The sequence below is a fragment of the Gillisia hiemivivida genome, from assembly GCF_007997295.1.
GTDB classification, from domain to species: Bacteria; Bacteroidota; Bacteroidia; order Flavobacteriales; family Flavobacteriaceae; genus Gillisia; species Gillisia hiemivivida.
The window spans coordinates 1-14,689 of record NZ_VORY01000002.1 but is presented as its reverse complement, the minus strand read 5'-3'; the positions used below and the strand labels follow the sequence as shown (position 1 = coordinate 14,689).

11 protein-coding genes are annotated in these 14,689 nt (G+C 34.8%); 6 read left to right on the top strand and 5 right to left on the bottom strand.

Going from position 1 to position 14,689, the window contains the following annotated elements; translation table 11 throughout:
• Window positions 1–16 precede the first annotated feature (16 nt).
• The 6 genes from ES724_RS02295 (at window position 17) to ES724_RS02275 (ending at window position 5,661) form a co-directional block, all read left to right on the top strand.
• Window positions 17–1,870: a monovalent cation:proton antiporter-2 (CPA2) family protein gene (locus ES724_RS02295; protein WP_146929021.1), complete on the top strand. Its 1,854-nt coding sequence runs from the start codon at window positions 17–19 to the stop codon at window positions 1,868–1,870.
• Between the two features lie 300 nt (window positions 1,871–2,170).
• Window positions 2,171–2,602, top strand: coding sequence for a hypothetical protein (locus tag ES724_RS02290; RefSeq protein WP_146929018.1), 432 nt, complete (start codon window positions 2,171–2,173; stop codon window positions 2,600–2,602).
• Window positions 2,603–2,959: 357 nt separating this feature from the next.
• On the top strand, window positions 2,960–3,151 hold the full coding sequence (locus ES724_RS16660) for a hypothetical protein (RefSeq protein ID WP_246136799.1): 192 nt from the start codon (window positions 2,960–2,962) through the stop codon (window positions 3,149–3,151).
• Window positions 3,152–3,155: 4 nt separating this feature from the next.
• Window positions 3,156–3,629, top strand: coding sequence for a hypothetical protein (locus ES724_RS02285; protein WP_246136798.1), 474 nt, complete (start codon window positions 3,156–3,158; stop codon window positions 3,627–3,629).
• Between the two features lie 505 nt (window positions 3,630–4,134).
• Window positions 4,135–4,719, top strand: a complete 585-nt coding sequence (locus ES724_RS02280) for a Crp/Fnr family transcriptional regulator (RefSeq protein ID WP_246136797.1) — start codon at window positions 4,135–4,137, stop codon at window positions 4,717–4,719.
• Between the two features lie 225 nt (window positions 4,720–4,944).
• Window positions 4,945–5,661 carry a cysteine hydrolase gene (locus ES724_RS02275; RefSeq protein ID WP_146929012.1) on the top strand — a complete coding sequence of 239 codons (717 nt, stop codon included), beginning with the start codon at window positions 4,945–4,947 and terminating at the stop codon, window positions 5,659–5,661.
• 736 nt (window positions 5,662–6,397) lie between these two features.
• Here ES724_RS02275 and ES724_RS02270 read toward each other — a convergent pair.
• The 5 genes from ES724_RS02270 to ES724_RS02250 all read right to left on the bottom strand — a co-directional run bounded on the left by ES724_RS02270 (window position 6,398) and on the right by ES724_RS02250 (window position 12,738).
• Window positions 6,398–7,609, bottom strand: a complete 1,212-nt coding sequence (locus ES724_RS02270; RefSeq protein WP_146929009.1) for an ammonium transporter — start codon at window positions 7,607–7,609, stop codon at window positions 6,398–6,400.
• A gap of 7 nt (window positions 7,610–7,616) precedes the next feature.
• Entirely contained in the window at window positions 7,617–9,209 is a 1,593-nt protein-coding gene (gene glsA, locus ES724_RS02265; RefSeq protein ID WP_170249835.1) for a glutaminase A, read from the bottom strand.
• Window positions 9,210–9,324: 115 nt separating this feature from the next.
• Entirely contained in the window at window positions 9,325–10,335 is a 1,011-nt protein-coding gene (locus ES724_RS02260) for a glutamine synthetase beta-grasp domain-containing protein (RefSeq protein WP_146929003.1), read from the bottom strand.
• Between the two features lie 144 nt (window positions 10,336–10,479).
• Window positions 10,480–10,809 (bottom strand): hypothetical protein, encoded by a 330-nt coding sequence (locus ES724_RS02255; RefSeq protein WP_146929000.1) that lies wholly within the window; start codon window positions 10,807–10,809, stop codon window positions 10,480–10,482.
• 258 nt (window positions 10,810–11,067) lie between these two features.
• Complete coding sequence (locus ES724_RS02250) at window positions 11,068–12,738, bottom strand: alpha/beta fold hydrolase (RefSeq protein ID WP_146928998.1); 1,671 nt, start codon at window positions 12,736–12,738, stop codon at window positions 11,068–11,070.
• Window positions 12,739–14,689 lie beyond the last annotated feature (1,951 nt).

The window sequence follows — 14,689 nt, the reverse complement described above, 5'->3', positions numbered from 1 at the left end:
ATGAAGATATAGTGATATGAGTGGAAGTATTCTTTTCGAGGCCATAGTTTTTCTAGCTGCGGCAATTATTTGTGTCCCTATTGTTAAAAAGTTAGGCTTGAGTTCGGTGATTGGTTATTTGCTGGCCGGAATTCTAATTGGTCCTTATATATTAGGTTTTATTGGGCATGAAGGAGAAGATATTCTAGAATTCGCAGAATTTGGCGTGGTGATGATGCTTTTTTTAATTGGACTTGAGATAGAACCCAAGAGCTTTTGGAAAATGCGGAGAGTAATTCTTGGTATGGGGTTTACCCAGGTTTTTGGGACTATGCTTCTTTCCTATTTGGTTTTCTATGCATTTGGATTAGAATGGCAGGTCTCTCTGACTATAGCTATGGCAATAGCCCTTTCTTCTACTGCAATTACGCTGCAAACAAATAAGGAGAAAGGCCTGATGAATACTACTTATGGAACTTCTTCCTTTTCCATCCTTCTTTTTCAAGATATCATTGTAATTATCATGTTGGGTATTCTCCCATTATTGTCTTCGGTTTCCAGCGCAAGCGTTGGCGAAAATGGGTTAGAAGAGGGGCATGAAAATCTCCTTGATAATTTGCCTTTGGGTCTACAGGCACTATCAATTATCTTTACAGTTATTGCAATTATTTTTGCAGGCCGTTATTTAATTGTTCCCATGTTAAGATTAGTTGCCAAAACGGGAGTAAGAGAACTTTTAGTGGCGGCTGCGCTATTAATTGTAATAAGCATTTCTTACCTCATGGGTTTGGTGGGTTTAAGCCCCGCACTTGGTGCTTTCCTTGGGGGAGTTGTTTTGGCTACCAGTGAGTTTAAACATGAACTCGATAGCACCTTAGACCCATTTAAAGGCTTGCTTTTAGGGCTGTTCTTTATGGCGGTAGGAGCATCTATTAATTTTACTGTAATAGCGGAAAAACCACTAATGATAGCAGGTCTTGTAATTGGTGTAATTATTTTAAAAGCGCTTGTTCTTTTTATTGTAGGATTGATTTTCAAATTAAAATTAGACCAAAGATTGCTATTAACCGTTGGCTTGGCTCAAATTGGGGAGTTTGCCTTTGTTTTGATCTCATTTGCTTTTCAACTCAACATCTTTACTCAGGAACAACTGGATATTTTATTGGTTGTAACGGCACTTACTATGACATTAACCCCAATTCTTTGGTTATTAAATGAGAAATTACTCTTACCCCGAATCGGCACTATTGAAGCTGATAAAAGACCCATGGATGCCATCGAAGAAACTCATAAGGTGATCTTGTTAGGCTTTGGACACTTTGGAAGTACCATTGTGAGATTTCTTCGAATTCACGGTATAAAAACTACTGTAATTGAGCAGAATTCGAATCGGGTAGATTTTTTAAGAAAAATGGGATTTGAAGTATATTATGGGGATGTGTCAAGAATTGATTTACTGGAATCTGCAGGAATCGCTGAAGCTGACTTTTTAATTTCAGCCATAGATAATCCAGACCTTACTCCAAAGCTGATGAAAAAACTGAAGGAGAAATATCCACAGGTGAAATTAATGGTTCGAGCAAGAAATCGCGAAGATGCTTATAAATTACATAATATAGGTATTGAAGATATTTATAGAGAATCGCTTGACACCTCGGTTGAAATGGCCAGTGATCTACTATTTTACATGGGCTTTGATGTAGACGCTACCAAAGCGCAAGCAAAGAAATTCATCAAACTGGATGTAGAGGGTTTAAAGCGATTAGCGGCTGCACCTAAGGATGAAAAAGAATATATTTTCAGGGCAAGGGAAGAAATAGCGCAGCAAGAAAAACTTATGATAGAAGACCTGAAAATTGGAAGTAGTGAACTTAAAAATCATAAACTCTAAGCCTCAACAAAATCTCCATTAATCCTAACATTTTTTAATAAACTGTTTAGTATCTCATTAGCGCATAAAAAGCTATCGAAAAGTCTTTTATATTGATTGCCAATAGTTTAACTTTGTATTATGATAAAAAATTAGATCAATAAGCAGTTTTTCTAAACATTTTTATGTTTGGATTGACATAGAAAACAAGAATTTTTAGTAAAACTCAATTGTGAAATTATATAGAGAACGTACTTAATAACGTCTAACATATTTTTTAACTTAAACTAAACAATTGGTTAGTTTCTAAATTTTACTATTATGAAAAATTTATTCTTAACAATAGCCATAGTATTATATTCTGTATCGATTACTGCTCAGATGAACTTTCGAGCTTATAAATTCACTTATAAAGAAGCGATAGAGACCGTACCCGAAAATAGAATTACCAGCTATTCCACGAAAGTGATCTCTAATGAAAATTTTAAGTATCGTGCTTTTTTGAGAGAATCAAGAAAGTCCAATGAAAAGTTCCAAATAGGGTTACAAAATTTAAGTAAAAAGGAGCTTACTAAACTGTTGAGAAACTGCGCTAGGAAGTCTAAAAATCCCGAAGAATTTAAAGATTATCTACTGGATTCTAACCCGGAGTTTTCAAACTATTTTTCGGATAGTCACACACCCGTGCTATATTCAAAATTCAATAAAGGCACCTTAAATCAATATGTAACTGATTTAATGGATGATTGGTGAAATTGGGATTGAAAGTTTTATTACAAAATTTTAAAATATTGGTACATAGAAGAAAACATTTTATAGCACCGAATATGGCATTGTTAAAGTGACTTTTGATTTAACTAAAAACAAGATTACTGGTAGTTATAAGCTCTTTATAAGCAAAACGTCAGTATTGATAGACAATTTCCTTTTAGACTTTTGTTGGTTTTGATGTAATAGATACTCTATAGTTGATGAAGCTTGAATATAAATAATCTATCTAGAATGCTTATGTAACCTACGAGTCATGGACAAAGGTAACCTGGTCCAATAATAAATTACAAAATAGGTTAACAGTAAAAGATTTTAAATTAGGATTATAATTGAGTCAGCATGGAAATAAAAGAAGTCAACATAGAAAATATCGCTCAGTATTGTATCGAAAATGTATTTGGGACAACTACTGATAAGTCAGGCTTCGTTCATCTGGATTTTGGGAAAGATATAGACTCCTATCAATTTAGGGGTATTATGGTTGACCTAAAGAAGGAACTATCCAAATACACTACAAAAACAATTCAATAAAAAATTGACCTATCATTGGCTTGTGCGCTTTGATCAACAAGTTAATACGCCGTACCATATAGATAATGCAGGAGATCAATCATTTTTGATGTTAGGATATGAGCCAAGCGAAATAGATAGTGAGCTGTATTTAGCAGACTATTTTAAATATGCAAATGAAGGCGAGGCTCGCCCAACAGATTATCTTAAAAATTTCTCTCCGGTATTTATAAGCGATGAATCTTTACTTGCGCCTTTTATCACCAAAGTAAAACCTTTTGAGAAAGACACTTATAAGATTGTTTTCATTAACAACAGCAACCCGAAATTAGACCGAGAAACCTTAGGTGTGTTCCATAGAGCAAGAATTGTAAAACCCGACTTAATTAAGAGTAGAATAGTAAATTCAATGATCATGAACATGTTGCCGGAAGATGAAAACAGTGAAAGTGAAATTAATGAAAAGGAGTTTATTATGACTGATGTTATAAGCAAGTAAAAGTAGTTGCTTTAGATAATAGTTTCGAAACATCTGTTAAAAACCCAATTTTTGGCAATTTTTTAAAAAAAAAGCCTCAAACTTTCGTTTAAGTCTTTTTTGTACTGGTGGCAGGGCGCACCTCCTATTTTGTTTGTGTTCTTAAAAAAGATTTTCGCGCATTGTTTACTAAATTCAATCCAAATAAAAAAGTCCATTGTTGTTAATTGTAATTATCAGATATCGCCAAACAAATAATGATGATTTTTAAAAAAAAACATTGAAAATTTCTTTCAAATCAAATTTAATCTCATTGATAGAATTATGATTAAAGTTTGTGAATATTTTAATTTTTAAATATATTATAAGATAAAGTATAAGAATAAAACATATTTTTAAGTTAAATAAAAACACAAGGACAGATAGAGATATGGATCAAAATCTTAACACCTGGCACTTAGAAAATTTTGATTGTTTTTTCGAACTCAGTGTGGCCGAAAAAAAATTTATTCATCGAAACACCGAAATGAAAACAATTGAGAAGAATGAAGTGATATATTTTCAGGATGATCTTGCTCACAGTATTTATTTTATAAAAGTGGGACGAATACGAATATCTAAATTCAATAAAAAAGGAAAAGAATTTATCTTAAACATCTTATATCCAGGTGAGATTTTTGGTGAAGCTTCGGTTATGGGAAAGGATAAAAGAAAAGAAGCAGCAATTGCTGAGGATAAGGTTTCACTATGCATCATGAAGGAAAATAAAATGAAAGAGTTATTACTTCAGGTACCCATGCTAAATTTTAAATTCAGTCAAATCCTGGAGGAAAGATTGGAAAAAACCCAGAAAAGACTGGAAGACCTAATATTCAAAAGTAATCAGCAACGGATTATCGAATTTCTCAAAGACAGTGTGAATACTTCAGAAAATAGCAATGGTATATTCAGAATAAAAAATAGTCTTACGCATGATAAAATAGCTAAACTCACTTCTACCAACAGACAGGAAGTTTCCAGTGTTTTCAGCTATTTAAAAAAGCATAATATTATAGATTATGATAGAACATATATCAGTATCCTGGATTTCAAAAAACTTGAAACCTCATAGACTTTCTGAATTCCATTTGTTTTCTTCAATAGAAACTGTTCTTGTTAGTTTAATTTGGACCTTAACACCTCATTGAAAATAGTTAAAAGATTCATTACCTCTTGTTAAATAAAAGACTAATGTCAATTTCCTGACAAATAGTGTCTAGAGCCTGCGCTACTTTTACTTGTATCCATCCCGAGTTAGGATGAAATAATAATAATAATAATCAAAATTTAAAATATTATGAAAAGTAATGAATGGGAAGTTATTAAAGCAGCGAAAGAAGCAGGAATTCCAGATCCAGGATTTGAAATTGATAAAAATACCGCGATTGTAATCACAGATCCTCAAAATGATTTCCTGAGATCCGATGGAGTGGCATGGCCGATTGTAAAAGAGAGCGTAAAGGAAAATAATACCATAGAAAATATGAGCCAAGTTTTTAAGCTGGCACAGGAAAATGGTATAAAAGTTTTTATTTCCCCACATTATTTTTTTCCTACAGACAAAGGCTGGAAATTTGGTGGGGCTCTGGAAAAATTCATGCACTCTAAAGAAATGTATATGCGAAAAGGAAGACTGAATATGGAAGGTTTTGAAAATTCTGGCGCAGATTTTTTAGATGAATTCAAACAATACTTGGAAAAAGATAATATTATTTTATGTAACCCTCATAAAATATACGGTCCCCAGAACAGTGACCTTAGCCTACAATTAAGAAAATATAAAGTTCAAAAGGTGCTTATGGCTGGAATGTCTACAAACCTTTGTCTAGAGTCACACACCCGCCAATTATTAGAAGAAGGTTTTGAAGTTGCTGTAATAGCCGATGCTAGCGGAAGTGCTAAGCTACCGGGCTTAGATACGTTTAAAGGTGCTCTAATGAATTTAAGGATGATTACTAGCCATATATTTACTACGGAAGAATTCAAAGAAGCCCTTAATGAAGCCAAACTATAATGGATAAGTTAAAATATTTACAAAAAAAGGTCTGGCTTTTCAAGTTAGACCTTTTTATTCTAGTAGGGTTTAATACCACAGATTTCTAAATATTTAAAGCGGCCTTATCTGCTCACTTTTTCTTTTTCATCTTAAGTAATATACTTCTGAAGGGCAGGATTAAAGATTGAATACATAGGTAACGAATATTAATGACAATGTTAAATTGGCAGAATTCATTAATCTTTTCAATATCATCACTCAATTTAACTTCTATAGCTCAAGCATAATTCTGAGGAACAGCTAATTTATAGTGTTTACAATTTTATAAACTTTTCGATGCGTAATCTATCCAAATCCCTGTTGTGGGAGTAAAGTTATGCCTAGCTAATTTTTAAACAAAAAAGCCCTGAACTTTCGTTCAAGGCTTCTGTTGGTCGGGGAGTGCAGTCCCGAAGTATCGGGTGAACCTGTTATATTTTCATTGATTTTCAAACAAAAAAAAGCCCTGAACTTTCATTCAAGGCTTTTTTTAGTCGGGGAGTGCAGAACCTACACCAATTGCCGAAAACATTATTAATAGTAAGCTGTCAAAACCTTCGTTTCAAAAGGTCACCAATTCGGAATCAGAATAGCAAATAATTAAATTTGAGAAATATCTAAACACACTCATAGGAAAATAATCCATTTCAAAAACGGCACCTAGTTTAAAAATTTTTCAGGTTTGAAATTAAATAAAATTCTGACTTTAGTAATATCAGGAAAAGCTTTTCTCTTTGTGATAAGCCTTATCAATTCCTCTAAGTTCGGTAACCTCATCTACTCTGGTACCTCTTGTAAGGAATCCGGTAAATTTATATAGTATAAAAGTACCTGTGAGAGAGAAAGCTATAGTCAATGCAATTACTTTAATTTGAGGAATCATTTGATAGGGATTTCCATAGAATAAACCTGCTTCTCCATTTATGGAAGGATCAGCAAAAAGGCCGGTAGCTAAAGCGCCCCAAATACCCACAAGTCCATGAATACCAAAAACATCCAGCGTATCGTCATAGTTTAAAGTTTTTTTCAAATGTACAACTCCATAGTAGCCAACAAGTCCCGAGACAAGACCAATAATTAATGCTCCGTCCATTCCTACATATCCAGCCGCAGGGGTTATTCCCACTAACCCCGATATCGCACCAGACGCCAAACCTAAAATTGAAGGTTTTTTTCTGGAGTACCATTCTATACCCATCCACGCGAGTCCACCGGCGCAGGCAGCAACATTTGTAACCAGCAAGGCATTAGCAGCAATACCGTCTGCAGCAAGCTGACTACCTGCATTAAAACCGAACCAACCAAACCACAAAATTGCAGAACCTAAAATGGTCAATTTTGAAGAAGATGGGGAAGCCTCGAACAAATTCTTCTCTTTCCTTTTTCCCAGTAAAATTGATAGTAATAAGCCAGCAACTCCGGCATTTATATGAATTACTGTACCACCTGCAAAATCGAGATCTCCAAGTCCATTTAACAATCCTTCTCCCCAAATCATCCTCACTAGAGGAGCATAAACAAATAGCACCCAAAGTATAGAAAATATGATCCAGCTTTTAAATTTTAAACGGCCAACTACCGAGCCGCAAACCAAGGCAACAGCAATAGCAGCAAAAACACCTTGAAAAGCTACAAACAACATTTCTGGAATAGATCCAACTAATTGATCTATAGGAATGTTTTTCAAAAACAGATTTTTAACCGATCCAAAAACGGGGTGTCCATCAGGTCCAAAAGCAATGCTGTAACCAGCGACTACCCAGACAATGTTGGCCAGGCAAAACGCTACATAGCTCATCCCAACCGTATTCATAACATTTTTTTTATTGGACAATCCTCCATAAAGAAGTGCTAGACCTGCTGGTGTCATTAGCATTACCATTGCCGTTGCAATTAGCACAAATGCGGTATCTCCTGAATTCATCATTTCTTTTTTATTTTTTAGAGACTAAAATTTTAGATTTATTGTAATCCTTGTTTTGAGATTTGATTGCATTTTCAAGTAGGTTTACGATGTCTTTATTTTTAAATTTTTTAGCATCCTCCAACGGAGTATTCCCCCATCGATCCTTGGGTGACAATTGAACTTCTTTCTGAATTAGATGTTTTACCACTTCAATTTGATCTTCACAGGCAGCCAGATGAAGTGGTGTACGCCCGTCATAATCTGAAATATCAGGATTCACTCCTTCAGCCTCTAATCTTAATATTTCATCTAGATCACCATGGCTAGCCGACCGTATTAACTCCATAACTTTTGAAGCCTTAAACTCATTTTCTTTCTTACGCGGATTCACTTTAGTAGAATGTCCTGTAAGCGAATCATATGGATGAAAACTAAAACGTTCTACCAGACGTTCGCAGAATTCTACACCTCTAACACTATTGCCTACCGCATCTAATCTTGGCGACCAGATACTTATTCCCATAAGATTTGGAATCACCAGCATAAGTGCTCCTGACACTCCACTTTTTGCAGGTAATCCTATTTTAAAAGCGAACTCTCCTGAGAAATCGTACATCCCGCAGCTTAACATTAGAGAAAGGCAATTTTGAACAGTAGAAGACTTGAAAATCGAGTTTCCTGTTAACGGATTTGTACCTGCGTTTGCGAGAGTCGCTGCCGCAACCGAAAGATCATAAGTACTGGATTCAATTGAACAACTTTGAAAATAAAATTCCAGCGTTTCAGTAAGATTTGTGTTTTCCGGAAAGGCATTTTTTTCCCGCATGAAGTATGCTAAGGCAAAATTTCTATCGGCTGTTTGTCTTTCAGATAAATAAACTGAGTTATTGAAACTCATCTTTTTTCCGCCACATAGTGCCTGCCATGTTTTATTTACCTTATCAAAACGATCGGCAATATTGTTTTTATTATCAATAAGCGAACAGCTCATCATAGCCCCTGCATTTATCATAGGATTATGTGGTAAACCTTTAAGATTCAAGGCCAATTCATTGAAGGATTGCCCGCTAGGCTCACGCCCTACATGTGTATGTACTTTTTCCTCTCCCAACTCTTCCAGAGCTAAACAGTAATTTATAGGCTTACACGAGGATTGAAGACAGAAATCGGTGCTGGAATCTCCAATAGAATATCGTTGACCGTCTACGGTACAAATTGAAATAGCAAACTGCTCTGGATCTACCCTCGCTAATTGAGGGATATAATCGGCTACTTTTCCTCCTTTATTTCTTTGAGTATCTAAAAAAATATCTTGTATTTGTTGACAGAAAGTTTCAAAATCAGGGATGACCAGGTTTTTGGAAAGTGATTTTTTCACCAGTGCATTCTGCTGTAGAATTTCATTAAATTCGGTTTTCGCTATTTGATTTCCTTTAGTGATCTGCTGTCTAAACTGAGGCAAGGCAAGAAGCTCCCGTATTCTGGGATCATCCTGGAGAATACCAGCTCCCGATAACTGTCTCAGGAATTTATCTGGATCTATACTGTTTTTGCCTTCATGATCCAACATTCTGAAAAGGGAATCAGCAGCATTATTATCAATTTGTGTGGTGGTAATCATATGTAGTTTTTTTAATTGAAATAAATAGGCTGCCTGAGTTATCATATTTTAGCCCTAACTAAGAATAATAGATATATCTCCAGCAGCCTATTATTTAACTAGTAATCACTGAATTTTAATAAGCCAATTCTTTTTGAGTAACAGTTTCAACGATTTTTGATGTGATTAGGTAAGGGCAGGCATTAGAAGCAGGACGTCTGTCTTCCAAATAACCTTTCCAGTCATTTTCTACTGTCGTAATAGGGATTCTTATTGATGCTCCACGATCACTTACTCCATATGAAAATTGATCTATAGATTGAGTTTCATGAAGACCTGTTAGTCTTTCATGGTTCATAGAACCGTAGTTTGCAATATGATCTTGATGAGTAGCCGATAGGTTTCTAAGGATATTTTTAAAATATGCTTCTCCACCTTCAGATCTCATTTGTTCATTAGAGAAGTTGGCGTGCATTCCGGAGCCATTCCAGTCACCTTTTACAGGTTTAGGATGTAACTCGATTTCCAAGCCATGCTTTTCAGCAATTCTGAAAAGTAAATATCTCGCCAGCCATAAATCATCTGCAGCCGTTTTAGCACTTTTACCTAATAATTGAAATTCCCATTGTCCCACCATAACCTCTGCGTTGATGCCCGTAATATTTAGACCGCAGGCCAAGCATAGGTCAAGATGTTCTTCTACAAAATCACGAGCAACCACATTCTTGACGCCAATACCGCAATAATATTTGCCCTGAGGCGCAGGGTATCCTTCTGTTGGGAAACCTAAAGGAAGCCCGTTTTTAGTAATAACGTATTCCTGTTCAAAACCGAACCAGAAATCTAAAGCCTCCTCATATTTGGATCTGTTGTTGGTTTTATGAGGGGTAAGGTCAGCATTGAAAACTTCACACATTACCAAATATCCATTTTCACGACCAGCATCTTTCCATACTTTTACCGGTTTTAAAATACAATCTGAAGAACTGCCTTCGGCCTGCTGGGTTGAACTCCCGTCATAAGACCATACTGGCATGTCTTTAAGGGTAGGTTCTTCATTTACTGAAATAATTTTTGTTTTACTTCTTAAGTTTGCTTCTGGTTTATAGCCATCGAGCCAGATGTACTCACATTTAAACGTTTTCATAATTATTGATTTTTAAAATTATACATAGTTGAGCGGTGTCTTCTTTTTGTATTCCAAGTAGTTCTTATGGATGATTTAGTTTTTATTCTTAAGTGTTCTAGAGTTCTCATGATTTTCTTTTTTTAAATGATGATCAATAAAAGTTTATAATTGAGTGAAAAAGGAAAGATCTTCCTTCTTAGTATTTGAATTTTTTAAATGCTGGTTTTTGAATTTAGGACCTTCAATAATGGTCCTTTCAAATGGCATGAAATGGTAGGTATCACAATCATCCTTCTTACCATAGCTATTTTTAGCTTTAGGCCCGGTTACAGGATTATGATCATGAATTTTAAGAATTATCTGAGTATTGAAATTATGACCTACCCAGTGTTTGCGATTTTTAGCTTTAGGCCCGGTTATATTTTTCTGTTGAGAAAAAGACAACAAACCTATTAAGCTGAATACTAAAGTTATAAGAATATATTTTTTCATACTGCCCGGTATTTTTATTATTTTACCTGGGCAAATGTAAATTGAAGAAGAGCCTTCTTGTTAGTACTAAAACGTCGAAAAAATCAACATTCCCGACATTCCTAATAACAATTCCGACAGGCTATCACATTTCCGACATTTTACGTCTTAAAACTTGAATAACAGTACATTGAGATTATATTTTCAATGCATAAGTTTATAAAAGATTGTCTTTTTTAAGGTGCGGAAAAAAAAGGTGTCCAGTAGAGGGAGATCATTTTAGAACTCCTTTTGCTGCAAAGCTGATGGAGTTATTCCGAATTCCTTTTTAAAGGATTTTGAAAAATAGGAAGGATTAGAAAAACCTGCTTGGTAAGAAATTTCAGCAATATTATATTCTCCTTTAAGAAGAAGTTCTTTTGCGCGGTGTAGGCGAACGGAAGATATTAACTGGATAGGTGACTTGTTAGTTATAGCTTTTAGCTTTCGCTGTAACTGTCTTTCACTAATTGCTAATTCATTACATAGGATTTCAACGCTAAAGAGTTCATCGCCCAGATGATCATCTATTTGCTGGAGTACATTTTCCAGGAATGAATCGTTTTTAGGAAGCTGGAATTTATAAGGAGTATCATTTTGTAAATCAAGTTTGGACTCATCTACAACTGAATACAGAATTATAGACTCACCACTGTTGGGGTCAAATACTGTTTTATGTTGAGAAAAACTTAAACCTGCTCCCGAAAGAAGATATTTTACGGTCTGGGTAACTAAGATTTGATTTGGTTGGGCCTGTTCAAAAATAGATTCTAAGGTTAGATTTGTTTCTCTACTTATAAAATGTGCTTCGTCTACAGGCGATTCCTTGATATGAACACCTAAGACAAGTTGCGCGTTTAAAGTTTTTGCTGTTTCAATTAGGCCAAGACCGCAATTTATTGCCTTACTAGGACCTTCAAAAGTAGCTATAAACGTTTGCCCGTCGCTTTCAATAACTTTTCCGCGGTACTGTTCGACATATTGTGTAAAAAATTCCTGCTGCCTTTGATTTGGCCTTTGATCTGAAATTATCTTTGCAGCTCCTATGGTAAAAAGTTGCTGCTCAGTATTTTCAACGGTATTTTCGTTTAAAATAAAGGCTTTCATATGATCCAGTACTTCCTTGGTATTACCTACCCAAAAAAGATGGTCGTCTCCTTCAAGTTCCACGAACCTAGCTCCTTCAATCCTTTCGGCAATAAATCTTCCTTCTTCAATTTTTACATCCACATCATTAGTACGCTGCATGATGAGGGTAGGCACTTTAATTGATCCCAGAATATCAACAATATCTACCTCGGTATTCATTTTGGTAAGTACCAGCGCAGCACTAGGGCTGGCACCAGATCGAAGATAATTTGCCAGCCAGTCCATAAACACTTTATCATTGGTTTTAGAAGGCGCAAGAGATTCCAAATTCATTTCTCCGCTTCCCCAACTGTTTTCAATCATATCATAAACCACTTGGCGTTCCTCATGAGTAGGTGCCCATGGATAATTTTTAGAATAAATGCGCTTGGCAAAGATTCCAAAAGTTATAAGCGAAATAGTACGTTTTGGATAGGTAGCTGCGAATAATGCAGAAACAGACCCTCCTTCTGAATGACCAAATAAAACAGCTTTTTCAGAACCTACAGCATCCATGACCGCGCGAAGATCATCCATTCTTTCTTCAAGAGTAGAAAGCTCGGTAACTCGATCTGAAAGTCCTGTACCTCGTTTATCGAATAATATAACACGAGCTATTTTTCCTAATTCAGTAAAAAAATTAACCAGTTCTGGACATGCCCACATCAAGTCTATATTAGAAACCCATCCTGGAATATATACCAGGTCTATAGAACCCGAACCAAATACCTGATAGGCGATGTTTATTCGAGCATTCTTAGTGTATTGAGTTGTGGGTTTCATTAAATTGATTTTCGTTTTTGATCAATATTATATGTAGATAATAATAAGCTTAAAATCTGCAAGTATTTCCTTTTTAAAATTTTGTAATAACTTTAATTTTACAAATGTAGTATTTAGAAAATTACATTTTTTCTATCCATTCAGTTTATATTAAAATTTTTAGTCCTTATTAATATCTAAAATCTTTTTTCAAAATTCATACGGGGTATAAACCTAAGAGGGGGAAAAGCAAGAGGGTAACGGTCAGAGTCCCCGTTACACAACTACAATTTACTGATTATCAATAAATTATATAATTTTAAATTCTTGATTTCCTTGATTTTGCGTAAAATGCTTAGCAACCCTGTCTTTTCCATTATAATTTGTATTAAATCTCAAATTCTAGCCGTTAATCAGTTCATTTAGAACTTTGATGGTCCATGCCACTTATCACTTATTCTTTCATTTCGAAAAACTCAATTTCAGAAAAAGAGGTTCGCTTTATTGGACTTAGACATGAGACATCAAAGTTGAGTTCTTTTAATTTAGTTTTGATTGCCAACTCCTTTAAATATTCATTGGTTTATTTGGTTGAAAAACACCGGCATTAAATATCCAGAACATTCTGCATACATCGAATATTTTTTAATAAGTTCGATAACTTTTGAAAGAATTGGGGATTTACCGGTTTTTCTGTTTTAACCCTTGCGGTAAATATTCATTCTCCTCTATCAATTCCAATTACAATATTCTCTGATTTTAGATTCTTAGCATCAATCGATGATATGCCCGAAATAATAAGAGGTCACCGAATCGTACTAACTTTATATGATTTAGGATTAAATACTATAAATGGCCTAAAATCAAAAAATATTGATAATCAATATATTAACAAGGTTTTAATAGCATTTAGTAATGGTCTTGGTCGGGGGAGTGCAGTCCCGAAGTATAGGGAGTACCTGCTACATTTTCTAATGATTTTCAAACAAAAAAAAGCCATGAACTTTCATTCAAATCTTCTAGTGGTCGGGGAGTGCAGTCCCGAAGCATCGGGAGAACCTACTATATTTTCTAATGATTTTCATACAAAAAAAAAGCCCTGAACTTTCGTTCAAGGCTTCTAATGGTCGGGGTGGCAGTCCCGAAGCATCGGGAGAACCTGCTCTGTTTTCTATTGATTTTTGAACAAAAAAAAGCCCTGAACTTTGGTTCAAGGCTTCTAATGGTCGGAGTGGTAGTTCCGAAGCATCGATAAAACCTGCTATATTTTCTAATGATTTTTAAACAAAAAAAAAGCCCTGAACTTTCGTTCAAGGCTTCTAATGGTCGGGGTGGCAGGATAATTTATTTTAAAACAAACGCCCTATCCACAGTACTTTCACTGAAAATCACTTTGATGTTTCACCGAATGATTCACCAAACTTCATAAAACAAAGAGCTTCATATTATTTAGTCGTCTTTGTGCTGTAAAGATATGATTTTCTTCAAAACAGACTCTCCTAAAAACTATTTTTCCACGTCGCTACTACTTTTTTATAGTAGATGCAAATGAGCAAGATTTAGAAGTTAGCCGGACTACATAAGACGGGCTTCATACTTTGCCCTTTTATAAGTCCTTTCCTAATTCTAAATCTTGAAATAAAAAGCATCAAAAAAAGGTAGTAGCGAAGGCTCTGAAAGAAGTAAATTGATTTAATAGTTAAGGAGAATTTATATTCAGAAAAATTTGAGGTCAATCAAAAAAGGAAAGTGCTCAGGATAAAAAAAGTAAATAGGTAAGCCGTATGATTAATAGTGATGTTATTTTCTATTCATATTTTGTTTTTATTTTTGTAAAAAAAAATGAAATTAGGAATAGCAAGAGGGTAACACGCAGCGCGATGTTATATATTCCTAATTCATTGATTGTAAATAAGTTATCATATTTTAGTTTATGCTTTTTTACTAAATTTGCGTCAAATGCTCTGAAAAG

Bases quoted from the DNA above. Each gene is read 5' to 3' on its own strand.
- ES724_RS02295 (WP_146929021.1), top strand. From the start codon at position 17: ATGAGTGGAAGTATTCTTTTCGAGGCCATAGTTTTTCTAGCTGCGGCA.
- ES724_RS02290 (WP_146929018.1), top strand. From the start codon at position 2,171: ATGAAAAATTTATTCTTAACAATAGCCATAGTATTATATTCTGTATCG.
- ES724_RS16660 (WP_246136799.1), top strand. From the start codon at position 2,960: ATGGAAATAAAAGAAGTCAACATAGAAAATATCGCTCAGTATTGTATC.
- ES724_RS02280 (WP_246136797.1), top strand. From the start codon at position 4,135: ATGAAAACAATTGAGAAGAATGAAGTGATATATTTTCAGGATGATCTT.
- ES724_RS02275 (WP_146929012.1), top strand. From the start codon at position 4,945: ATGAAAAGTAATGAATGGGAAGTTATTAAAGCAGCGAAAGAAGCAGGA.
- ES724_RS02270 (WP_146929009.1), bottom strand. From the start codon at position 7,609: ATGATGAATTCAGGAGATACCGCATTTGTGCTAATTGCAACGGCAATG.
- glsA (WP_170249835.1), bottom strand. From the start codon at position 9,209: ATGATTACCACCACACAAATTGATAATAATGCTGCTGATTCCCTTTTC.
- ES724_RS02260 (WP_146929003.1), bottom strand. From the start codon at position 10,335: ATGAAAACGTTTAAATGTGAGTACATCTGGCTCGATGGCTATAAACCA.
- ES724_RS02255 (WP_146929000.1), bottom strand. From the start codon at position 10,809: ATGAAAAAATATATTCTTATAACTTTAGTATTCAGCTTAATAGGTTTG.
- ES724_RS02250 (WP_146928998.1), bottom strand. From the start codon at position 12,738: ATGAAACCCACAACTCAATACACTAAGAATGCTCGAATAAACATCGCC.